Here is a 23918-nt window from a genome sequence, read left to right as displayed (position 1 = left end):
GAAAAGTGCGGTTTATTTTATTGATCTTTTATAAACACAGGATAAATCATGACGGATATTACAAAACAACAGGTACTAGATGCCTTTCATTTTCGTTCTGCTTGTCGCAGTTACGATCCAAACAAAAAAATTCCACAACAAGATATGGATTATATTCTGGAACTCGCTCGCCTTTCCCCAAGCTCCGTTGGTTCTGAACCGTGGAAATTTATTGTGCTACAAAATCCAGAATTGCGTGAAAAAATTCACCCAGTGACATGGGGAATTAAACACCCGATTCAAGAAGCCAGTCATTTAGTGATTATCTTAGCCAAAAAGAACGCTCGCTACGATAGTGAATTCTTACGCAATGCCCTTGTGCAACGTGGTTTAAATCCTGAGCAAATTGAAACCACTATTGCACGTTATAAATCATTCCAACAAGATGATATTAAAATTCTTGAAAGCGAACGTACTCTATTTGATTGGTGTAGTAAACAAACCTATATTGCCCTTGCTAATATGATGACTGGTGCCGCTTTAATTGGCATTGATAGCTGCCCGATTGAAGGTTTTAACTATGATGAAGTAAATCGTATTCTCGCCCAACAGGGTGTATTAGATCCAAATGAATACGGTGTATCTTGCATGGTAACCTTTGGTTATCGTAATAAGGAAATCAAAAAGAAACACCGTAAGCCCGTGGGGCAAGTAGTTGAGTGGATTGAATAAAAGAGTGCGGTATTTCACCGCACTTTTACCACTAACATAACCAACTACAACAACAGTGCCGATCCCCATTTAATAATATCAAAGAAGAACTTGTTATCATCTGTAGCTGCAGTGGTTGATTTACCATTTTCTTTAGTTTCCACTTCTACCATGGCAGATTTACGTTCCCCTTGTACCACGGCTAAATCATCTCTGGCTTTAGTGCGTAATACAGCACATTGTTTACTATCCAGACTTTCTACATCGTCTTTGGATTTATATTTTTTAAATTGATAGGTGGCGTAATCCATGGCTTTTTGATCGCCTTGAATAATTTTCACATTATCTTCACCAATAATATCTTCTAGCGGATAAAAAAAGACGTATTGAGAGTGAATATAGCTATCTTCTTTTTGGAAATGCTCATATTGAATCCGAGTTAAATTTGGGTAAATACATTGTTCTGTTTGTTTTGCGACAAACGCCCATTTTTGTGCATTACTATCCGATAATTCATACGCCGCTCCAGCATATTCTGCTGGAATAGTAGATTGATTATCACTAAAACTACAACCTAGTAATAAAAATAAGGTAATTGAGAGAGAGAATTTCTTAAACACTGTTAAAATCCTTGTTAAAAATCATTTGTTGCTATTTTAAAGGGAAAATTTATTTCGTCAATCTTATAGCTCAACAATAAAAAAGTGCGGTGTAAAATCTTTTATTTTTTACACCACACCTCAATATGTATTAAAAGGGACTAATCTATCCCAATAATTTCTTCAAAGCATCACCGATTTCTGCAAGGCTTTGTACCGTTGTCACACCAGCATCTTGTAAGGCTTGGATTTTTTCTGCTGCCGTTCCTTTTCCGCCACTAATAATAGCCCCCGCATGCCCCATTCGTTTACCTTTCGGTGCGGTCATTCCCGCAATATAAGACACCACTGGTTTAGTCACGTTGGCTTTGATAAATGCCGCTGCTTCTTCTTCCGCAGAACCGCCGATTTCACCGATCATCACAATGGCTTCAGTTTCTGGATCTTGTTGGAAACGTTTGAGAATATCAATAAAGTTAGACCCTGGAATTGGGTCGCCACCGATACCTACGCAAGTAGATTGACCGAAACCATTATCTGTGGTTTGTTTTACTGCTTCATAGGTTAAAGTACCAGAACGAGAAACAATCCCTACACGCCCTTTTTTATGAATATAGCCTGGCATAATGCCGATTTTACATTCATCTGGGGTAATAATCCCTGGGCAGTTCGGACCAATCATCACCACATCAGTTTGAGCCAGTTTTTGTTTGACGGCTAACATATCTATGGTTGGAATGCCTTCGGTGATACATACAATTAATTTAATACCAGCGTCAATAGCTTCTAAAATGGCATCTTTACAGAACGGTGCTGGAATATAAATTACACTTGCGGTTGCACCAGTTTGCTCAACGGCTTCACGGGCTGTATTAAACACTGGCAAGCCTAAGTGTGTAGTGCCACCTTTATTGGGCGATACACCACCGACTAATTTTGTGCCATAAGCTAAGGCTTGTTCACTATGGAATGTGCCTTGACCACCAGTAAATCCTTGGCAAATCACTTTTGTATCTTTATTAATTAAAATTGACATATCCGATCCTTATTTCGCTGCATTAACCACTTGTTCAGCAGCATCGGTTAAACTTTGAGCGGCAATAATATTGACACCACTTTTGGCTAAGATTTCACGTCCTAATTCAGCGTTATTGCCCTCAAGTCGCACTACTACAGGGACATTAACACCGATTTCATTGACCGCACTAATAACGCCTTCGGCAATTAAATCACAGCGGACAATGCCACCGAAAATATTAACCAGAATAGCTTTTACATTGGGATCGGAAAGAATAATTTTGAACGCTCCTGCAACACGTTCTTTGGTTGCACCACCGCCAACATCAAGGAAGTTGGCTGGCTGTCCACCGTGCAATTTAATAATATCCATGGTTCCCATGGCAAGCCCTGCACCGTTCACCATACAGCCAATATTACCCTCTAATGCCACATAGTTTAAACTTAACGCTTCTGCTTCTGCTTCACGTCCGTCTTCTTGGCTTGGATCTTGCATGGCTTTTAACTCTGGTTGACGGTATAACGCATTATCATCAACCACAATTTTGGCATCTAAACAATGTAAATCATCATTTTGTAAAATCACTAATGGGTTAATTTCTAATAAGCTAAGGTCTTTTTCGATAAATAATTTGCTGAGTTGACAAAATAGGTGAGCAAATTGTGCGACTTGTTTACCCGTTAAACCTAATTTAAACGCCAGTTCACGCCCTTGATAAGGTTGAGCGCCCAGTAAAGAATCAACTGCGACTTTATGTAATAAGTGCGGTGTTTTTTCAGCCACTTCTTCAATGTTCACACCGCCCTCAGTAGAAGTCATAAACACAATACGTTGTGAACTACGATCAATCACGGCACCTAAATAAAGTTCTTTTTTTACCTCTGCACAGGCTTCCATGTAAATAGTATTAATCGGCTGACCATTGCTATCAGTCTGGAACGTAACTAAACGTTTGCCCAAAAAGTTAGTAAAAAATGACCGCACTTCATCGCTAGATTTCACCACTTTCACACCACCAGCTTTACCACGTCCACCAGCGTGAACTTGGCATTTAGCCACCCATGCAGTCCCCCCCAGTTTTTTTGTTGCTTCAATCGCTTGTTCTACATTTTGACAAGCATAGCCCTCACTCACTGGCAAACCATATTGAGCAAAAATTTGTTTGGATTGATATTCATGTAAATTCATCGACTGTCCTTTTTATTCATTTAGCATCAGGGCGTTTTTGCCCAACTCAAATCAGCGAAAATTAAATATCCAATAACAATCTGGTTGGATCTTCTAACAATTCTTTGATCGTGACTAACGCCCCGACACTCTCACGTCCATCAATTAAACGGTGATCGTAAGACAACGCTAAGTACATCATAGGACGAATTACCACTTGACCATCGACCGCAATCGGACGCTCTTTAATGGCGTGCATACCTAAAATAGCACTTTGTGGAGGGTTAATAATTGGTGTTGACATTAACGAACCAAACACACCGCCGTTAGTAATAGTAAAATTACCTCCCGTTAATTCTTCCACGGTAAGTTTGCCATTTTGCCCTTTTTCAGCTAAGGTCTTAATCGCTTTCTCAATTTCCGCCATGCTCATTTGATCGCAATCACGTAAGACTGGAGTCACCAAACCACGTGGCGTTGACACCGCAATACTAATATCAAAATAGTTGTGGTAAATAATGTCATCTCCATCAATAGAGGCATTAATTTCTGGATAACGTTTTAATGATTCCACCACCGCTTTGACATAAAATGACATAAAGCCTAAACGCACACCGTGGCGTTTTTCAAATTTTTCGCCATAGCTTTTACGTAATTGCATAATCGGTTGCATATCTACTTCATTGAATGTAGTCAGCATTGCCGTGGTGTTTTTCACTTCAAGTAAACGTTCCGCCACACGTTTACGTAATCTGGTCATCGGCACACGTTTTTCACTGCGTAAATTTGCTTGTGAGAAATCTTCGCCCGTTTGCACCGCAGTTTGAGCTTTATTGACCAAAGTACGCTCTACGTCTTCACGGGTAATCCGACCGCCTACTCCAGAACCTTTAATTTCTTTCGGATCAAGATCATATTCCGCAATTAAACGGCGAATTGCAGGGCTTAAATCTTCTTGATGATCTTGCTCTGCATCTTGGTTTAAGCTCGCTTTATAACGTTCCGCTGGAGTCGATTCCGCTGTTTTTTCTACTAGTTTGGTTTGAATTCCATCTACTTCGGTGCTTAATTTACCTAGCACTTGGTTACTCACCACCGTTGCCCCCTCGTTTTCAGTAATACTCGCAATCACCCCGTCTGCAGAAGCTGGTACTTCTAATACTACTTTATCGGTTTCAATTTCCACTAAAATTTCATCACGGCTAACGGCTTCACCTACCGTTTTATGCCATTTAACTACCGTTGCATCGGCTACACTTTCTGGTAGTGCTGGGGTAAGAATGTCTAAATCACTCATAATATTTCCTTTTTAATTGTGCATAAAAATTAGCTTATAAAGTTAAAGCATCAGTTACTAAATTCTGTTGTTGTTCATTATGTAATGCCATATATCCAGCTGCTGGAGAAGCAGATGCTGGGCGACCTACATAACGTAAACTGGCATCCTCAGGAATGCTTTGGATAAAATTATGTCGAGAACAATACCAAGCCCCTTGGTTTAACGGCTCTTCCTGACACCAAACATAATCTTTAACGTGTGAATATTCACTTAAAACAGACCGCACTTCATCTTCTGGATAAGGATAAAGTTGTTCAATCCGAATAATAGCGACATTGGTTTGATTGTTTTTACGGCGGCGTTCTAATAAATCGTAATAGACTTTACCCGAACACAATACGACACGTTTTACTTGTGCTGGATCCAACTCATCAATTTCACCAATCACATTTTGGAATGTGCCATCGGTTAATTCTTCCATAGCAGAAACCGCTAATGGATGACGTAATAAAGATTTTGGTGAAATAACGATTAAAGGACGACGCACTTTACGTAGCATTTGACGGCGTAATAAATGATAAATTTGTGCAGGTGTAGAGGGGATGCAGACTTGCATATTATGTTGAGCGCAAAGTTGCAAATAACGTTCCAAACGAGCAGATGAATGTTCTGGACCTTGCCCCTCATAACCATGTGGGAGTAATAACACCAAACCACACATTCTGCCCCATTTCTGTTCACCAGAACTAATAAATTGGTCGATTACCACTTGTGCGCCATTGGCAAAATCACCGAATTGAGCTTCCCAAATGGTTAAGGTTTTTGGTGTGGTGGTCGCATAACCATACTCAAAGGCAAGCACGGCTTCTTCAGAAAGAACCGAATCCCAGACCTCAAAATTACCTTGTTTATCATGCAGATGACATAATGGCACATAGCCATTTCCGTCATTAATACAGTGTAACACCGAATGACGGTGGAAGAATGTACCACGTCCACAGTCCTCACCAGATAAACGGATATGATAACCGTCATCAAGTAAAGTTGCATAAGCCATGGTTTCACCCATCCCCCAGTCTAATAATTTCTCACCTTTTGCCATTAAAACACGATCCGCATAAATTTTTTCTACACGAGGATGAATTGGGTGGGTTTCAGGATATTGTGAAACACGTTGAGCCAAATCTTTAAAGCGTTGTAAATCAAAACGACTTTCATAATCGGCATTCCATTCTGGATTTAAAAACTGTAACCAATCCACTTTATCGTAATTTATCTCTCGCCATTCAGACACCACTCGCTCACCACGATCTAGTGCATCACGGTAATTATTAATAAATCCTGTGGCTTTTGCATTATCGATAATGCCCTCATTAATAAGTCTGTCGGCATATACTTGACGGGGGGTTGGATGAGCTTTGATTTTTTTATACATCATCGGTTGAGTAGCTGATGGTTCATCTGCTTCGTTATGACCATGCCGCCGATAAGACACCAAATCAATAAAAATATCACGCTTGAATAAGGTTCGGAATTCTACTGCCATACGAGCTGTATAGGCTACCGCTTCTGGATCATCACCATTCACATGAATAATCGGTGCTTCGATCATTTTGGCAATATCCGTACAATAAACAGTAGAACGTGTATCTTTTGGGAAAGATGTAGTAAAACCAATACGGTTATTAATCACAATACGAATGGTACCCCCCACCGTATAACCCCGAGCATCAGACATATTCAAGGTTTCTTGTACTACCCCTTGACCAGCAACAGCACTATCACCATGAATAGTCACTGCCAACACTTTACTATGATCATCATCACCAAGTCGTTTCTGTCTAGCACGCACTGACCCTTCAACTACTGGACTGACAATTTCTAAATGTGACGGGTTAAACGCTAACACCAAATGCACACGACCATCATCTGTCAAGAAATCAGAAGAAAAGCCCTGATGATATTTTACGTCCCCAGTACCATTGGTGTAATGTTTGCCAGCAAATTCATCAAATAATTCCGCCGCTTTTTTACCTAATACATTAACCAGCATATTTAAGCGACCACGGTGTGCCATACCAAATACGATTTCCTGTACACCCTGTTTTGAACTATGGCGAATAACTTCCTTAATCAATGGCACAAAGGCATCACTACCCTCTAATGAAAAACGTTTCGCACCGGGGAATTTTGCTCCGATATAACGCTCTAATCCTTCGGCAGCAGTCAATTCAGCTAACAATTTTTCTTGATCAGGTTGGCTAAAGTGCGGTGTATTTACCCAATCTTCTATTTGTTTTTGTAACCATCTACGGGCTTCTAAATCGTTCACGTGCATAAATTCCAAACCAATTTTACCGCAATAGGTTTTCTTCAACGAATCACCCAGTTCACGCAAACTAATTTTTTCTTTATGGAAAATATGTCCACTCAAATCAAAAACTTCATCAAGATCGGCATCGGTAAGGTTATAGAAACGGTAATCTAAGGTTGGGACTTCAGGTTTTTCACGTAAATTAATGGGGTCAACATCTGCCAATAAATGTCCACGATAACGATACGCATTAAGCCATCTCAAGACATTGGCTAAACGCTCTCCCACTTTAGGATCGATGACTGTAACACCTTTGGGGGATTTTTCCAAAGCCAAACGGCGAAAATAATTACGTACTGGTGAATGAGCTTGTTCGGGTTGGCTTGACCCTATAATATTTTTTGCTAAAGAATCAAAGGTTTGTCGCCAACTCACTTCCACAGAATCGGGATCTTGTAAATAATCTTCATACAAATCTTCAATATAAGACTGACTTCCACCAGACAACGCACTTTGTGCTAGCCACTGCTGAAATGAATTATTTTGCATCGTTTTCCTACCTATTAAATTTAACATCTATCATACACAAAATTTAGATTTTATAAGTGTAATCTAAATGGCGTAACTTTACCTTATTATTGAAAATAAAAATATGATCTACATCACACTTTTTAAATTTAACAAAAATTTTACATGACTTTTTGCAGATAAAGCATACAAAAATAGGATTATATTTAGACAATATGAATAATCAAGCCAGATTCATAACATCATGACATTGTCGGGTTGAGAACTTACAAAAATTACAAAAACATAACATAAACACAACAAAGCCCAATTTGAGTGATGCTATAAAATTTATATCTATCGGTGTCGCAAATTTATTTAGGCTATGCTTACATTAGAATTATCTCATTATAATTTGATTAGAAGTGTCCTGATCACTATAATTAAATGATAATCGTTCTATTTTAAGCTAGACTAACACAACTTGAACACCGCTGATTATTGAAAATTCAAGTTTGTTGTTAGCAAAAATAAATTTTAGGAAACTTAACATCATGATGATAGATAAACGTCTGATTAACACGGTGGAAGACAGCAAAAAATGGATTGCTGCGACTGTGTTGTGGAATTGGCTTGCGTTGGTTGGCAGTATTGTCACTGCGGTCACATTTGCTTGGTGTCTGCATCAGGCTTTTGAGCAAACTCTAAGCCTGACAAGTGCGGTGATTTTTTTTATTGTTTTAGTTGCTGCATTGAGCTTGCGTGTGTTTGCAGGGAAAATGGCAGGCAAAGCATCTTACTATGCTAGCACCAATGTTAAACATAAATTGAGAACCTTAATTTATCAGAAATTAGCCTCTATGCCGTTAAATCAGGTTAATCAACAATCCACTTCTTCGTTAGTGCAAATTGCTTCAGAGGGTGTAGAACAAATTGAGATCTATTTCGGACGTTATTTGCCACAATTATTTTATAGTTTACTTGCCCCGCTGACTTTATTTCTTTTTTTAGTCTTTTTTAATGCACCGACCGCTCTAGTTTTATTGGTTTGCGTCCCCTTAATTCCGATGTCAATTATTGCAGTCAATAAAATTGCTAAACGACTATTAGCCAAATATTGGGCGATTTATGTGGGATTAGGCAGTAGTTTTTTAGATAACTTACAAGGGCTAGTCACCCTCAAAATTTACCAAGATGATGACTATAAAGCGAAACAAATGGATATTGAAGCGGAACATTTTCGTAAAATCACTATGAAAGTGCTAACTATGCAGCTAAACTCTGTTTCGCTGATGGATTTATTGGCTTATGGTGGTGCGGCGATTGGGATTTTAACCGCATTATTGCAATTCCAAGCAGGACATTTAACCGTCTTTGCGGTCATTCTATTTATTCTACTTTCCTCTGAATTTTTCATTCCTTTACGTTTACTTGGTTCATTTTTCCACGTTGCCATGAATGGTAAAGCGGCTTCAGATAAAATTTTCACCTTATTAGACACACCAATAACACAAACCCAAGCTGAAAGTGCGGTGAATTTTGATGAAAAAAATAACATTCAAATTACATTACAAAATTTACATTTTGCTTATTCAGCTGAAAAGAATGCCATCAATGGCTTAAACTTAACCATTCAACCCCATCAATTAACCGTTTTCGTGGGGAAAAGTGGCTGTGGAAAATCAACCTTAGTTTCCCTGTTAATGGGCTTTAACCACGCACAACAAGGACAAATTCTGTTTAATGACAAAAACAGCACAGATTTGCACCGCACTTCATTCTATCAACAAATTTGTTTAGTCAGCCACAGCAGTTATATTTTCAAAGGGTCATTACGAGAAAATATGCTGATGGCACAAATAAACGCTAGCGATGAACAAATTTATCAAGCGTTAAGCCAAGTTAATTTGGCAGATTTTGTGCGAGAAAATGGTGGTTTAGATATGCCATTATTAAGTCGTGGTAATAATTTATCAGGCGGACAAATTCAACGTTTAGCCCTAGCTCGAGCCTTATTACACGATGCCAGTTGCTATATTTTTGATGAAGCCACCAGCAATATTGATGTAGAGAGTGAAGAAATTATCTTGCAGTTTATTCATAAACTTAAAGCTGAAAAAACCATTGTCATGATTTCACATCGTTTAGCCAATGCGGTACAAGCGGATAAAATTTATGTGTTAGATAACGGGCAATTAGTCGAACAAGGAACACATTCGCAACTCATGGAAAAACAAGGGCTTTATACAGAAATGTTTAACCAACAAAAAGCCTTAGAAAATATCAGAACAGGAGCAAATTATGCGTAAAAATGGATTTATCATCATGTGGCATTTGCTCAAATTAGTCACACCATTAGCTCATATTATGAGTTTCACCATTATTATGGGAACGCTTGGCTTCCTTGCGGCGATTTTTATTATTGTGTTGGGAGCAATCGGATTAGTGAATCTAGCAGGTTTTGCCACTCACTTTACTTTTAGTCAAATTCTTACCGCACTGATTGTACTGGCTATCGCTCGTGGTATCCTACGTTATTTAGAACAAATGTCAGGGCATTACATTGCCTTTAAATTATTAGCACTATTGCGTGATAAAGTCTTCACCGCCCTACGCCGTTTGGCTTTTGATAAATTACAACAAAAACAATCGGGGCAATTATTATCATTAGTCACCAATGATATTGAATTACTGGAAGTATTTTACGCTCACACCATAGCACCTATTGCTATTGCTATTTTAACATCGGCGATTTTACTCATGGTATTTGGGGCTATTTCTGTTTGGTTTGTCTTAATCGCTTTGCTTGCCTATATCACCATTGGCTTTATTCTACCCACAATTACCACTGCCATGGCTCGTGATGAAGGTAGAAAATACCGTGAATTAGTCGGTGAAATGAATGATTATTTTCTTGACAGCATTCGTGGCATGAAAGAAATCCAATTATTTGGTTATGAAGACCAACGGTTAGCACAAATTAATCAACGTAGCCAAGCCATCGATCAAGCCTTTTTCCGCATAAAAGCACAAGAATCTAAAGTGCGTGCCTATACAGAAATAGCAGTTTCATTGTTTAATATGTTGATCTTAGCGACCGGATTAATTTTATTCTATTATCAACAAATTGATTTCAGTGGCTTATTGATTGCCGTTATTCTACTGATGTCAAGCTATGGTCCTGTAATTGCATTAAGTAATCTTTCCAATAATTTATTACAAACCCTTGCCAGCGGTGAACGAGTACTGGGTTTACTGCATGAAAAACCTGTACTAGACGATGTAAAGTGCGGTGTAAATTTAGCAGAAATTGAACAAATCAACGTTACAGGTCTTAATTTTGCTTATGCTGATGAACAGATTCTGTCTAACATCAATCTCAGCTTAAACAAAGGGCAAATTTTAGGTATTCACGGACGTAGTGGCAGTGGTAAAAGCACTTTGTTGAAACTGCTAATGCGTTTTTACGATCCACAATCTGGTCATATTCAAATCAATGGCATAGATTTAACCCAAATCAACACTCAAAGTTTACGTGAAAATATGGCATATATTACGCAACAAACCTATATTTTCAATGAAAGTATTTATGAAAATATTATCATGGCAAAACGCCATGCCAGCCAACAACAGGTTATTGAAGCGGCTAAAAAAGCATCTATTCATGACTTTATTATGAGCTTACCTGAAGGCTATGAAACGAAAATCACCGAATTGGGTAACAGCCTATCAGACGGCGAAAAACAACGCATTGGCATTGCCCGAGCGTTCTTACATAATAATGTCCCGATTATTTTACTTGATGAACCCACAAGTAACTTAGATAGCTTAAATGAAGCTATGGTTTTACAAGCATTACTTAAAGTAAAACAAGATAAATTAATTGTCTTAGTCAGCCACCGAACCTCAACCATGCAAATTTGCGATCAGGTGATTCATATTGAGAATGGGCGAGTGTCGTAAATATATAATGCTGTGAATATTGTGCCATATTGATCTGACCCTCAAAAGTTAGATTAATTTAAGGACTGAGTTCTAAACGCAGTCCTTTTAATTTTGGCTGAATAGGTTATTTTTATAGCAAATAACAATAATTCTCATTTGCTTGTGAAATACATTTTCATTATAATTATCCACATTGGAAATTTTCTTCTTTTAACTAAAAATAATCTTTGGATCATGTAGGGAGATACGCTATGTTTAGGAAAAATCCTGTTTTTTCATTCTCATTAATTACTTTAGCCGTGTTAGGCTATAGCCAACCTAGCTTTAGTGAAGAATCTAGTCAAACGGAAACGTTAGATAAAATTTCTGTAACAACAGAAAGTGAACAAGATCAAAAACCTGCTGTCATCAAGAAAACACACCAAACTATTCAGCGAGAATTAATCAGAGATACGCGTGATTTAGTGCGTTATACTACGGATGTGGGGGTGGCTGATAATGGTCGTCATTTAAAAGGCTTTGCCATTCGTGGCGTGGAAGGTAATCGTGTAGGAATTAGCATTGATGGTGTAAATTTACCTGATAGCGAAGAAAATAGTTTATATGCTCGTTATGGTAATTTCAATCCATCTCGTTTAAGTATTGATTCTGAATTAGTAAAAGATATTGATATTGTGCGGGGATCTGATTCCTTTAATTCAGGCAGTGGTGCTTTAGGTGGTTCAGTTAATTATCATACCCTAGAAGCATTAGATATTGTTAAACCCGATCAGCATTTTGGTGCGTTATTACGTACAGGTTATGCCAGTAAAAATCGTGAATGGGTGAGAACCTTGGGTGTGGGTTATGTCGGCGAAAAATTAGATGCCATGTTACTTTATTCCCAACGCACAGGTCACGAAATGAAAAGTAATGGCGATGGTCCTGAAACGAATTATTCAAGTAGTCAGCACCCAGATCCGTCAACCCATCGTTTTCATAGTTATCTAGCAAAATTAGGGTATCAAATCAACGATCATCACCGTCTTGGGCTTTCTGTCAATGGTCAACAAGGTGATCGCTATACTGATGAACGTAGCTATACTTTATATGGCAGCCAATGGCGTGAAGCAAATGATGAAAATAAACGTATCAATATTAATGCTCAATATGTTTATACGCCTGCATCAAATTATTTAGCCTATGCAAAATTAGATTTAGACTATCAAAAAACTGACTTATCTGCCTTAAATTATAAAGGCAATCGAGATTATTTAACCAATGCGAAAAAAATAAGCGAAACCTTTGACCGTAGAATGAAAACTGATTTTAAACGGGCTAATATTAGATTGGAAAGTTTACCACTTTCATCTGGTTTTGGTGAACATACGTTAGCGTTAAATACTTATATCAGCGAACGTGAGTTTAAAAATATTAACCATGATACCAATATTTATGGGTTAGATGAATGGTATACCATTCAACGTCCTGTGAAAACGAAACAATATAGTATTGCCCTAAAAGATGATATCGTTTGGCGACCTGATTTTAAAACTTGGCGACCGATTTTCTCCGTGAATATTGGTGCAAGCTATGATTATGCACGTTTAACGCCAAAATCTCTTAACGCTCAATGTAGTAAAGCCTGTTTAGCCGAGGGTGAACCAAGCCAAAGTAGCTTTGCGAATTGGAACGGTTTCCTAGGATTAAATGCTCAAGTGAATGATACTTGGAAAGTCGGTTATCAATTAAGTACAGGATATCGTATTCCAACTGCCACAGAATTATATTTCAGCTTTGAAAACCCTTATGGGACTTGGAAATCCAATCCTGGATTAAAATCTGAACGTAGTGTAAGCCATACTTTATTCACTCAGGCTCAAAATGATATTGGCACATTTGATTTGAGTGTATATCAAACTCGATACCGCAATTTCTTATTTGAACAAGAAAGTATTATCGAACAAACACAATACGGTCGCACCTATCAAACGCAAGTGCAACAAATGGTCAATATTGATCGTGCGAAAATTAATGGTGTTGAAGTCAAAGGTCAGCTCAATTTAGATAAAGTTACGCCATTACCTGAAGGCTTTAAATTTTATGGTGCCTTAGGCTATAGCAAAGGTAAATTATCGAATGAAGCAAGCCTACTCTCTATTCAGCCTATCAAAGCAGTTATTGGCTTAGATTATGAAGATCCAGCAGGGAAATGGGGTATCTTCAGCCGTTTAACTTATTTAGGTGCTAAAAAAGCCAAAGATGCAAAAACCTTTGAGAATAAATCAAGATGCGTGCTATGGGAATATGATGCTTGGTATGATCAAGATATCTGTACAAAAGAAGAATTATATCAATCCGTTGAAACCTATAAATACCGTAACAAATCAGCCTATATCTTTGATTTATATGGATATTACAAAATCATGAATGATATTACATTACGAGCTGGCGTATATAATCTATTTAACCGAAAATATCACACTTGGGACGCCTTACGTGGTATCAATGCCCATAGCACAACCAATAGTGTGGATAGAGATGGATTAGGTCTTGAACGCTTCTACGCTCCAGGTCGTAATTACAGTGCATCGGTGGAAATTCGGTTTTAGCCATTAACCCCGTACTTGCATACGGGGTTAAGCATAGTTACGCCACCCTGTGGCTGACTTGTTTCAAGATGCGGAGCATCGTTACTAATCTAGCCCTGTACGCAAGTGCAGGGTTAAAATATTTTCACCGCACTTTCCCAAAAAAACTACAAAATCTGTGCCAAGAACTGCTGCCCTCTTTCCGTTTTTGGCTGGCGAAAAAATTCATCTGGGGCAGTTTGTTCAATAATCATGCCTTGATCCATAAACACCACCGAATCTGCCACACGTTGAGCAAAGCCCATTTCATGAGTAACACAAAGCATGGTAATACGTTCTTGCTCGGCAAGCTCCACCATAACATCTAACACTTCTTTGACCATTTCAGGATCGAGTGCGGAAGTCGGTTCATCAAATAACATGACTTTAGGTGACATACAAAGAGATCTTGCAATCGCTACCCGTTGCTGTTGACCGCCAGACAATTGCCCTGGATATTTATAAGCCTGATCAGCAATTTTTACCCGTTCTAAATATTTTAAGGCAACATCAATGGCTTCTTGCTTGCTCTTTTTTAATACCCAAATTTGCCCGAGCGTCAAATTTTCTAACACGGTCAAATGCGGGAATAAATTAAAATGTTGGAATACCATGCCGACATTACGGCGAATTTCTTCTAGGTGCTTCAGATTATTATTTAACAACACCCCATTGACAATTAACTCGCCACTTTGATGATGTTCTAACCCATTAATACAACGAATTAAAGTTGATTTCCCCGATCCTGACGGACCCGCAATGACAATTTTTTCACCCTCGTTGACGGTTAAATTTACCGCTTTGAGAACGTGAAAATCGCCATACCACTTATTCACATTGCTTAATTGCACCATGACTTTAGACACAAATTCGCTCCTTATGTTGCTTTAATTAGTGCTGTCTTGCCAAGTCTAAACGTTGCTCAATATAACGTGAGTAACGGGACATGGCATAACAAAAAATAAAATAAATAAACGCAAGAAATATATAGGCTTCCACGCTAAACCCTTGCCATAACGGATCGGCAAGTGCGACTTTTGCCGATAGTGTTAAATCATAAATCCCGATAATCACCACTAAAGAGGTATCTTTAAAAATCGAGATAAAAATGCTCACCAACGGCGGAATGACCACTTTTAAGGCTTGCGGTAAAATAATAAGTCGCATACTTTGCCAATAACTCAAGCCTAAAGATGCCGCCCCCTCAAATTGCCCTTTCGGGATAGATTGCAAACCACCTCGTACCACTTCGGCAATATAAGCGGACACATACACAATCACTGCGATTTGTGCTCGCAGTAATTTATCCAAGGAAAAACCGTCAGCAAAGAACAACGGCACCATCACCGATGCCATAAATAACAAGCTAACGAACGGCACACCACGCACCAATTCGATATAAGTAATGGATAATGAACGAATAATTGGCATGTCTGAACGGCGACCTAACGCCAATAAAATACCTAACGGGGTAGCAAACAAAATCCCGAAAATTGCCAAAATCAACGTGACGGGCAAACCGCCCCAACGTGCGGTTTCAATTTCCGTTAAACCCAAAATACCACCGTGCATTAACACGCCACAGATCGCCAACACCACCAACCAAATGCTCACGAGAGATTTTTTCCAAAAGCGAGGAATAGCACTCAAAATAATTAAGGCGATTAGCAAAATGCAAACTAAAAACGGTCGCCATTGTTGATCAAAGGGATAAATCCCAAACAAAATCATGCGGTATTTATGATGCACAAATGACCAACAGGCACCTGCTGAAGCATGACATTCTTGTCCACTGTTTGCGGTAAAATTAGCTTGCAATAAGCCCCATTCGACTACCGCAGGAATAGAAAAGAGTAAAAACCAGAGTACCAAAATAGTTGCCAATCCGTGTGCAGGGGTAGCAAATAAATTATTCTTTAACCACAGCCAAACGCCCGTTTGCTTGGGTGGACGTGAACATTCTTCTAGGCGTTGCAATGAAGAAAGTGCGGTGTTTTTTTCGGTTAAATTTACCATGGTTACTCCCCTACCTTTCCACCAACGCCATACGCTTGTTATACCAAGCCATAAAAATAGCGATACTGATACTAATCGTAAAGTATGCCAGCATAATAATCATCACCGCTTCAATGGCTTGCCCCGTTTGAGTCAGCATGGTGTTGACAATCGACACAATATCAGGATACCCAATCGCAACGGCTAACGAGCTGTTTTTGGTGAGATTCATAAATGTATTACTCATGGCAGGAATCATCACTCGCACTGCTTGTGGCATAATAATCAGGCGTAAGGTTTTAAAACGAGATAAACCAAGCGACTCGCCAGCTTCCCACTGCCCTGTACCGATACTTTGAATACCTGAACGTACAATTTCTGCTACAAATGCCGCTGTATATAATACTAAACCCAATAATAATGCTGCTAATTCAGGACTAAAATGCCAGCCATTAACAAAATTAAATCCTTTCAGTTCAGGTTTTACCACATCAAGTTGACAGCCCGAAAACAACACCGCTAATACAGGGAAAAGGACAAAAAAGCCAAGGCTGATATAAAACACAGGGGTCGTTTGCCCTGTTTTATTCTGTTTATTTTTCGCCCAATAGGCTAAAAAAATCGTGGCAAGGATAGCTAAAATGAACGCCACACCGAGCCAAGGGAGTGAGTCCCCCACTAATGCTGGAATTTTAATCCCACGATTAGACAAAAACACCCCGTCAATCGGATTTAACGCTTGACGAGGGCTGGGCAGATTTTCTGTGAGTAAGGAATACCAAAAGAATAAATGAATCAGTAACGGAATATTTCGCATCACTTCCACATAAACCGATGCCAGTTTATTCACTAACCAGTTGCTAGAAAGTCTTGCGATGCCAATAACCGTACCTAGTAACGTAGCTAACAACACCCCGATGAAAGACACCAATAAGGTATTAAAAATCCCGACTTTAATCGCCTGCCAATAAGTATCGGTAAGGTTGTATTCAATGAAAGATTCACCAATCGCAAAACCTGCTTCTTTATCTAAAAAAGCAAAGCCTGTTTGAATATTGCGAGCAGCTAAATTATGCAAGGTATTATCTACTAAATACCAAACAAAAAAAACAACGACAGACAATATCACGATTTGGTATAACCAAGCTCGCGTATTTGCGTCATTTAAAGAAAATTGTAGTTTTTTCATTATGTAACGAGGGCGTAATAATTACGCCCCTCTATTTTATAAATAATTGTTATAGTAATATCAAGTAGTTAAATATTAACGAATCGGCAAACCGTAGTGTAAACCACCGTGTGTCCATAAATTATTTAACCCACGAGGAATATTTAACGGACTGTCTTTCCCCACATTACGGTCAAAACTTTCGCCATAGTTGCCTACTTGTTTAATAATGTTATACGCCCATTTATCGTCTAAACCAAGGTTTTTACCTGTTCCCTCAGTTACGCCTAACAAACGTTGAATATTTGGATTTTCACTTTTTAATTTTTCATCCACATTGGCACTGGTCAAACCCAATTCTTCGGCGTTGAACTGTGCTTGCAACGTCCATTTCACAATATTAAACCATTGTGAATCACCTTGACGCACGAAAGGTGCTAATGGCTCTTTAGAAATTAAATCAGGTAACACCACATAATCATCAGGATTAGATAAACGTGAGATACGAATTGAGGCTAAACCAGACGCATCAGTGGAATACACATCACAACGACCAGAAGCAAAGGCATTGACCACTTCATTAAATTGATCGAATACTACTGGGGTATATTTAATATTATTTGCTCTCGCCCAATCTGCCAGTGTGTTTTCATTAGAGGTTCCTGTTTGTAAACAAATAGTCGCCCCATCTAACTCTTTAGCACTTTTCACGCCAAGGGATTTTTTCACTAAAAAACCTTGTCCATCATAAAAATTTACCCCCGGAGATTGTAAACCAAGTGCGGTATCACGTTGTTGTGTTACTGTGGTATTACGGGTTAATACATCAATTTCCCCTGATTGAAGTGCGGTGAAACGTTGCTGAGAATTTAATGGCACAGTTTTAAATTTAGTGGCATCACCAAACACAGCAGTCGCCACAGATTTACACAAATCTACATCTAAACCTTTCCATTCACCTTTATCATCAGGTGCAGAAAAACCAGCAAAACCCGTGGTGGTACCACAAATTACGTGACCACGTTGTTTTACGGTATCAAGGGTAGAAGTTTGTGCATTGGCACTAAAGGCACTGCTGCTAAGTATTGCAATAACGGTTGTAGCCAATAAATTTAATTTTTTCATAAAGTTCTCCAAAAAAGGGGATTATAATCAATAGACTCACAACTGTAATGAAAAAATCTTATATAAGCAAATAAAATTAGGTTATATTAAATAAGATTTAGTTATAAGGGAAGATGATGTATTTTTTCCCACCAACTAGCCGTTCCAACTCTCTTAGTTTTGTGATCATGATTCCAAAAACTGCGGTGAAAAATTGCTATATTTTTAGCTATTATATAGATTAAATATCAAAGATTTACATTAAATAAGAAAAAGTGTATAGTAAGACTACACAGAGGCGGTTTTTTATGATTCTTTCATTCAAACATAAAGGATTAGAAAAATTCTTTACTACTGGCTCAACCGCTGGTATTCAATTTTCCCATGCTAAAAAGCTATCTCAGATATTAACCTATTTAAACAACGCAACAGAGATTAGGGATATGAATGTACCAAGTTGGAATTTACACCCACTACAAGGCAATCTTGAAGGGCATTGGTCAGTTAAAGTCAGTGCAAACTGGCGTTTAACCTTTAAATTTGAATATGGTCATGCTGAAATTGTAGATTACCAAGATTCTCATTAAGGAGTATAACTATGCGTATGTACAATCCCCCACACCCTGGAGAACTGATTAAAGAATTTATGGGTGATAGCACAGTGACTGATCTTGCTAAAAAATTAGGGGTTACTCGCACCGCACTTTCTCGTATTATCAATGGTAAAGCGAGCATTACAGCAGAAATGGCTCTTCGATTGAGTAAAGTTTTTGATACTAGTGCAAAAGTTTGGTTAGGTATGCAAGCTGATTATGACCTTTGGCAACTGGAACAAAAACAGCAATATGAATTTTCACCCTTATTTGCTTAGTAAAAAATATTGCCCACTGATTAAGTGGGCAATGTTATTAATGAATACTCGTACTCACCGTAGTACGATTCGCCCGTTTACGATCATTTTCCGTGAGTAATTTCTTACGAATACGAATTGATGTTGGGGTGACTTCCACTAATTCATCATCATCAATAAATTCAATAGCTTGTTCAAGGGTAAACTTCACTGGTGTAGTTAATACAATAGCATCGTCTTTACCTGAGGCTCGCATATTGGTGAGTTTTTTACCTTGCAAACAGTTCACGGTTAAATCATTTGAACGGCTATGAATACCGATAATTTGCCCCTCATACACTTCCACACCGTGATCGATCATTAATTTACCACGCTCTTGCAAGCCGAATAAGGCATAACCCAAGGCTTTACCTGTAGCGTTAGAAATCAATACGCCGTTTTTACGTTGCCCGATTTCACCTGGTTTAATATCGTCATAATGGCTAAATGTGGAATAAAGCAAGCCTGTACCTGATGTCATGGTCATAAATTCGTTACGGAAACCGATTAAACCACGGCTTGGGATCACATATTCTAAACGAGTGCGTCCTTTGCCGTCAGGTTGCATATCTTTTACTTCGCCTTTGCGAATACCCAATGCTTCCATCACAGAACCTTGATGTTGTTCTTCAATATCAATGGTCACTTGCTCAAATGGCTCTTGTTTTTTGCCGTCAATAGTACGATAAATAACTTTTGGACGAGATACCGCTAATTCATAGCCCTCACGACGCATATTTTCGATTAACACCGACAAATGCAATTCGCCACGACCAGAAACACGGAATTCATCTGGGTTAGGGGTTTCTTCCACACGCAATGCCACGTTATGCACCAACTCTTTATTTAAGCGTTCCAAAATTTGGCGAGAAGTCACATATTTGCCCTCTTTACCACAGAACGGAGAAGTGTTTACACAGAAGAACATGGTGACGGTTGGCTCGTCAACACTCAATGCAGGCAAGGCTTCTACTGCATTAATATCGCAAATGGTGTCTGAGATATTCAATTCACCTAAGCCTGTAATCGCCACGATGTCGCCAGCAAAGGCTTGATCTTCTTCATAACGTTGTAAGCCTAAATGCCCTAATACCTGACCCACACGCCCTTGGCGAGTACGACCTTCGCTATTAATCACAGTCACCGCTTGGTTTGGTTTCACCGAACCACGTTTAATACGACCGATACCGATAACCCCCACATAGCTGTTATAGTCTAATTGGGAAATTTGCATTTGGAACGGTGCATCAAGATGTACAGATGGCGGAGCTACGTGTTCTACGATAGCTTCAAATAATGGGGTCATATCAGGAGCCAACTCTTCGTGTTCTAAGCCTGCTACACCCATTAATGCCGATGCGTAAATAATTGGAAAATCTAATTGTTCGTCCGTTGCCCCTAGGTTCACAAATAAATCAAATACTTGATCCACCACCCAGTCAGGTCTAGCCCCTGGACGGTCAACTTTGTTAATCACCACAATCGGTTTTAACCCGTGAGCAAAGGCTTTTTGTGTCACGAAACGGGTTTGTGGCATCGGACCATCAAAAGCGTCCACCACTAATAATACAGAGTCCACCATAGAAAGCACTCGCTCTACTTCGCCTCCGAAGTCGGCGTGTCCTGGGGTATCTACGATGTTAATGCGATAATCATTCCAGTTAATTGCGGTATTTTTGGCTAAAATGGTAATGCCACGTTCTTTTTCCAGATCGTTGCTATCCATTACTCGTTCATCGCCATCACCGCTGCGAGAACTTTCTAAGGTGCCTGATTGTTGTAAAAGTTTGTCAACTAAGGTGGTTTTACCATGGTCAACGTGTGCAATAATTGCGATGTTACGCAATTTATTAATATCTAAATCTGCCATTAAATTGTCTTCTATTTGTTTTAAAATTTTACTCACAATCCTTGGTAGGATTGTTCGGGACTTTGCCCCTGTTGAAAATTCCTACGGAATTTTCTCCACCGCACTTTTTAGTCAACTCGGCTTAGTCAACTCGGCGAAAGGTCGCAAATTATACAACTTTTTTAGGCAATGAGCTATCAAATAATCCAACTAAATATGGCAGAATCTAGCTCTTATATCATTAACTAAAATTTCAGTTAACGCTTACGTCCAAAAATAAAAGATAGAATAGATAACAAAATAAATGCACCAAATAAAAATTTAGCAATTCCCACCGCACTTCCAGCGATACCGCCAAAACCTAATACACCAGCAATGATTGCAATAATAAAAAATATAATTGAATAATGTAACATAAATATTCTCCTATAATGTTCTAATTTAAGGCTATTCATACGATACTTTCAAAAACAGAAAGTATTATCACCTTAGCATAAATAAATGATAAATAAAAACCTTCTGCCATATTTTTATAATCAAAAATACTTAAACTTGAATTTTTACAAACTTTTCATTATAATAAACCTGTTCAGGGCATTACACGCCTATCTTGTTAAAGGGTTTCTCTCCTCTTTAATATCCCAAATCCCCTGTCTTATAGGGTATCGTAAATTAAACTTTTTTTATTTCATTTATCATCTTTCTTTTTAGTTAAATACTAAAAAGTGCGGTGTTTTTTCGTTAAATTTTTTAGGAGGACTAGTTTTGAACGTTTTACAACGAATGCGTGCCGATAGTACACTAAAAGCCCCTATTTTTATCCCAACCACTATATTAGTGGTGTTAGTTGTGATTTTCTGTGCTTTTTTACCAGAACAGACTAGCTCAAGGCTAGATACCATTAAACAAATATTTTTTGCTAATTTTAGTTGGTTTTATATTTTAGCTGGCTCTATTTTCTTTCTGTTCTTAATCTTTTTATGCGTCAGCCGATTAGGTGATATTCGCCTAGGGGCAGACAGCGATGAACCAGAATATCCTTTTATGTCGTGGATAGCTATGTTATTTGCGGCAGGAATGGGGATCGGATTAATGTACTTCGGGGTAGCAGAACCTATCTTGCATTATCTTAATCCTGTGCATCAAAATTTAAACGAATCTGATTTAATCAAAGAAGCCATGGTGACTACATTTTACCATTGGGGTATTCACGCATGGGCAATTTATGCGGTCATCGCATTAGCTCTCGCCTATTTTGGCTTTCGATATAAATTACCATTAACCATTCGTTCAGGATTCTATCCATTACTGAAAAATCGTATCTCTGGTTTTTGGGGGCATTTAATTGATACCGTAGCATTATGTAGCACCATTTTTGGTTTAACCACTACATTGGGCTATGGAGCAATGCAAGTCAATGCTGGATTTAAAGCACTTGGCGTATTTGATAATAATAGCTTTGGCACCCTTGCCATATTAGTGGTTGTGGCAATGACATTAGCGATTATTTCTGCTGTATCAGGTGTGGGAAAAGGCGTTAAAATACTCAGTGAAACAAATCTTCTGTTAGCTGGAACCTTACTTCTTTTTGTCATTATCACAGGACCAACCCTACAACTATTCTCAGGTTTAACCGAAAATCTAGGCTACTATTTCAGCTCATTATTAGAAATCAGTTTTCGTACCTTTGCTTATGAACCTGAACAACAAGGTTGGTTAAGTGGGTGGACCGTACTTTACTGGGCATGGTGGGCATCTTGGGCGCCTTTTGTTGGTTTATTTATCGCCAAAATCTCAAAAGGTCGTACGATTCGTGAATTTATTCTTGGCGTACTATTTATTCCATCTTTATTTAACATTCTTTGGATGACAACCTTTGGTGGTTCAGCCATTTGGATAGATCAACAAACAGGTGGAGAATTAGCCGCCATCAGCGGTAATACTGAACAACTTTTATTTGGTTTCTTTGAACATTTGCCATTTACCACATTTTCTTCAGTTATCGCATTGATTATTATCTCAATTTTCTTTATCACTTCAGCTGATTCAGGTATTTTAGTGCTAAATAATATTGCCTCTCAAGGCGAATCAAATGCACCCAAATGGCAAAGTGTGTACTGGGGAGGATTATTAGCGGTATTAGGTTTATCTCTCTTATATTCTGGTGGATTAGCCTCATTACAAACCATGACATTAATTATCGCCTTACCCTTTATGTTGATCATGTTGATATTATGTATCGGGCTTTGGCAAGGTTTGATGATTGATGCACAATATTTTAACAAAGAATTTAGCCAAGGCAGTGCCAACTGGACAGGCAAAAACTGGAAAGAACGTTTAGAAAAAATCGTCAATCCGACTGATCGAAAAGACATTAGACGTTTCTTAAACAAAGTCGCTCGACCAGCCTTTAGCGAATTGGTGGCTGAATTTGAAAGCCACGGTTTAACCGCACAGCTCAATTTCGTTGATGGCAAAAATCCGAAAATCGAATTTGAAGTGATTAAAGAAAATCTGCGTAATTTCTTATATGGCATTGAATGTCAATCCCGTGAATTATCGGACTTAGTGGTAGATGATAACAATGTGCCAAATATTGATGAAAGCAAAATCTATGAACCGATTACTTACTTCATAGATGGTCGTCAAGGTTATGATGTACAATATATGACAAAAGAAGAGCTTATCGCTGACGTATTAAAACAATATGAACGCTTTATGAATCTTGCCATGGATAACACCCACGATTTAATGACAGCGGATGTGGAGAATATGGCGGAGTAAT

18 protein-coding genes are annotated in these 23918 nt (G+C 38.5%); 7 read left to right on the top strand and 11 right to left on the bottom strand.

The window, feature by feature from the left end:
- Positions 1–48 precede the first annotated feature (48 nt).
- Positions 49–711 carry an NAD(P)H-dependent oxidoreductase gene (locus tag O1Q81_RS04965; RefSeq protein ID WP_386690053.1) on the top strand — a complete coding sequence of 221 codons (663 nt, stop codon included), beginning with the start codon at positions 49–51 and terminating at the stop codon, positions 709–711.
- Positions 712–755: 44 nt separating this feature from the next.
- Here O1Q81_RS04965 and O1Q81_RS04960 read toward each other — a convergent pair whose 3' ends face one another.
- From O1Q81_RS04960 to sucA, 5 genes are all read right to left on the bottom strand, one after another.
- A complete protein-coding gene (locus O1Q81_RS04960; protein WP_386690051.1) occupies positions 756–1310 on the bottom strand; it encodes a DUF5358 domain-containing protein in 555 nt (184 codons plus the stop codon).
- 145 nt (positions 1311–1455) lie between these two features.
- A complete protein-coding gene (sucD, locus tag O1Q81_RS04955) occupies positions 1456–2325 on the bottom strand; it encodes a succinate--CoA ligase subunit alpha (RefSeq protein ID WP_386696107.1) in 870 nt (289 codons plus the stop codon).
- 9 nt (positions 2326–2334) lie between these two features.
- Positions 2335–3495: an ADP-forming succinate--CoA ligase subunit beta gene (gene sucC / locus O1Q81_RS04950; protein WP_386696106.1), complete on the bottom strand. Its 1161-nt coding sequence runs from the start codon at positions 3493–3495 to the stop codon at positions 2335–2337.
- Between the two features lie 61 nt (positions 3496–3556).
- Positions 3557–4771: a 2-oxoglutarate dehydrogenase complex dihydrolipoyllysine-residue succinyltransferase gene (odhB, locus tag O1Q81_RS04945; RefSeq protein WP_386696104.1), complete on the bottom strand. Its 1215-nt coding sequence runs from the start codon at positions 4769–4771 to the stop codon at positions 3557–3559.
- Between the two features lie 34 nt (positions 4772–4805).
- Positions 4806–7616, bottom strand: coding sequence for a 2-oxoglutarate dehydrogenase E1 component (gene sucA, locus O1Q81_RS04940; protein WP_386696102.1), 2811 nt, complete (start codon positions 7614–7616; stop codon positions 4806–4808).
- Positions 7617–8128: 512 nt separating this feature from the next.
- Between sucA and O1Q81_RS04935 the strand changes: the two genes are divergently transcribed.
- From O1Q81_RS04935 to O1Q81_RS04925, 3 genes are all read left to right on the top strand, one after another.
- Positions 8129–9883: an ABC transporter ATP-binding protein/permease gene (locus O1Q81_RS04935; RefSeq protein ID WP_386696100.1), complete on the top strand. Its 1755-nt coding sequence runs from the start codon at positions 8129–8131 to the stop codon at positions 9881–9883.
- Complete coding sequence (locus tag O1Q81_RS04930) at positions 9876–11537, top strand: amino acid ABC transporter ATP-binding/permease protein (protein ID WP_386696099.1); 1662 nt, start codon at positions 9876–9878, stop codon at positions 11535–11537. Before O1Q81_RS04935 ends, O1Q81_RS04930 begins: the two co-directional genes overlap by 8 nt.
- A gap of 233 nt (positions 11538–11770) precedes the next feature.
- Positions 11771–14110 (top strand): TonB-dependent hemoglobin/transferrin/lactoferrin family receptor, encoded by a 2340-nt coding sequence (locus O1Q81_RS04925; RefSeq protein WP_386698527.1) that lies wholly within the window; start codon positions 11771–11773, stop codon positions 14108–14110.
- Between the two features lie 146 nt (positions 14111–14256).
- Here O1Q81_RS04925 and O1Q81_RS04920 read toward each other — a convergent pair whose 3' ends face one another.
- The 4 genes from O1Q81_RS04920 to O1Q81_RS04905 all read right to left on the bottom strand — a co-directional run bounded on the left by O1Q81_RS04920 (position 14257) and on the right by O1Q81_RS04905 (position 18416).
- The gene (locus O1Q81_RS04920; protein WP_386696151.1) at positions 14257–14982 is read right to left on the bottom strand and encodes an amino acid ABC transporter ATP-binding protein; all 726 of its coding nucleotides are present in this window, start codon (positions 14980–14982) and stop codon (positions 14257–14259) included.
- A 37-nt stretch (positions 14983–15019) separates the two neighbouring features.
- On the bottom strand, positions 15020–16144 hold the full coding sequence (locus O1Q81_RS04915) for an amino acid ABC transporter permease (protein WP_386698525.1): 1125 nt from the start codon (positions 16142–16144) through the stop codon (positions 15020–15022).
- A gap of 10 nt (positions 16145–16154) precedes the next feature.
- A complete protein-coding gene (locus O1Q81_RS04910) occupies positions 16155–17312 on the bottom strand; it encodes an amino acid ABC transporter permease (protein WP_386698523.1) in 1158 nt (385 codons plus the stop codon).
- Positions 17313–17387: 75 nt separating this feature from the next.
- Positions 17388–18416, bottom strand: coding sequence for an amino acid ABC transporter substrate-binding protein (locus tag O1Q81_RS04905; RefSeq protein WP_386698522.1), 1029 nt, complete (start codon positions 18414–18416; stop codon positions 17388–17390).
- 287 nt (positions 18417–18703) lie between these two features.
- Here O1Q81_RS04905 and O1Q81_RS04900 point away from each other — a divergent pair, with 287 nt between their 5' ends.
- Both O1Q81_RS04900 and O1Q81_RS04895 read left to right on the top strand, forming a co-directional pair.
- On the top strand, positions 18704–18982 hold the full coding sequence (locus O1Q81_RS04900) for a type II toxin-antitoxin system RelE/ParE family toxin (RefSeq protein ID WP_386698520.1): 279 nt from the start codon (positions 18704–18706) through the stop codon (positions 18980–18982).
- 11 nt (positions 18983–18993) lie between these two features.
- The gene (locus O1Q81_RS04895; protein ID WP_386690022.1) at positions 18994–19266 is read left to right on the top strand and encodes a HigA family addiction module antitoxin; all 273 of its coding nucleotides are present in this window, start codon (positions 18994–18996) and stop codon (positions 19264–19266) included.
- Between the two features lie 37 nt (positions 19267–19303).
- Here the strand turns inward: O1Q81_RS04895 and typA are convergent, their stop codons facing one another.
- Together typA and O1Q81_RS04885 are read right to left on the bottom strand one after the other, a co-directional pair.
- A complete protein-coding gene (gene typA / locus O1Q81_RS04890; protein ID WP_386690019.1) occupies positions 19304–21154 on the bottom strand; it encodes a translational GTPase TypA in 1851 nt (616 codons plus the stop codon).
- 236 nt (positions 21155–21390) lie between these two features.
- Positions 21391–21549: a DUF1328 domain-containing protein gene (locus O1Q81_RS04885; protein ID WP_386698518.1), complete on the bottom strand. Its 159-nt coding sequence runs from the start codon at positions 21547–21549 to the stop codon at positions 21391–21393.
- A gap of 349 nt (positions 21550–21898) precedes the next feature.
- Here O1Q81_RS04885 and O1Q81_RS04880 point away from each other — a divergent pair, with 349 nt between their 5' ends.
- Positions 21899–23917, top strand: a complete 2019-nt coding sequence (locus tag O1Q81_RS04880; protein WP_386698517.1) for a BCCT family transporter — start codon at positions 21899–21901, stop codon at positions 23915–23917.
- The last annotated feature ends 1 nt before the right edge of the window (position 23918 follow it).

The sequence above is a fragment of the Lonepinella sp. MS14436 genome (assembly GCF_042470565.1).
Taxonomy (GTDB): Bacteria; Pseudomonadota; Gammaproteobacteria; order Enterobacterales; family Pasteurellaceae; genus Lonepinella.
This window is presented reverse-complemented; position numbering and strand designations above follow the sequence as displayed.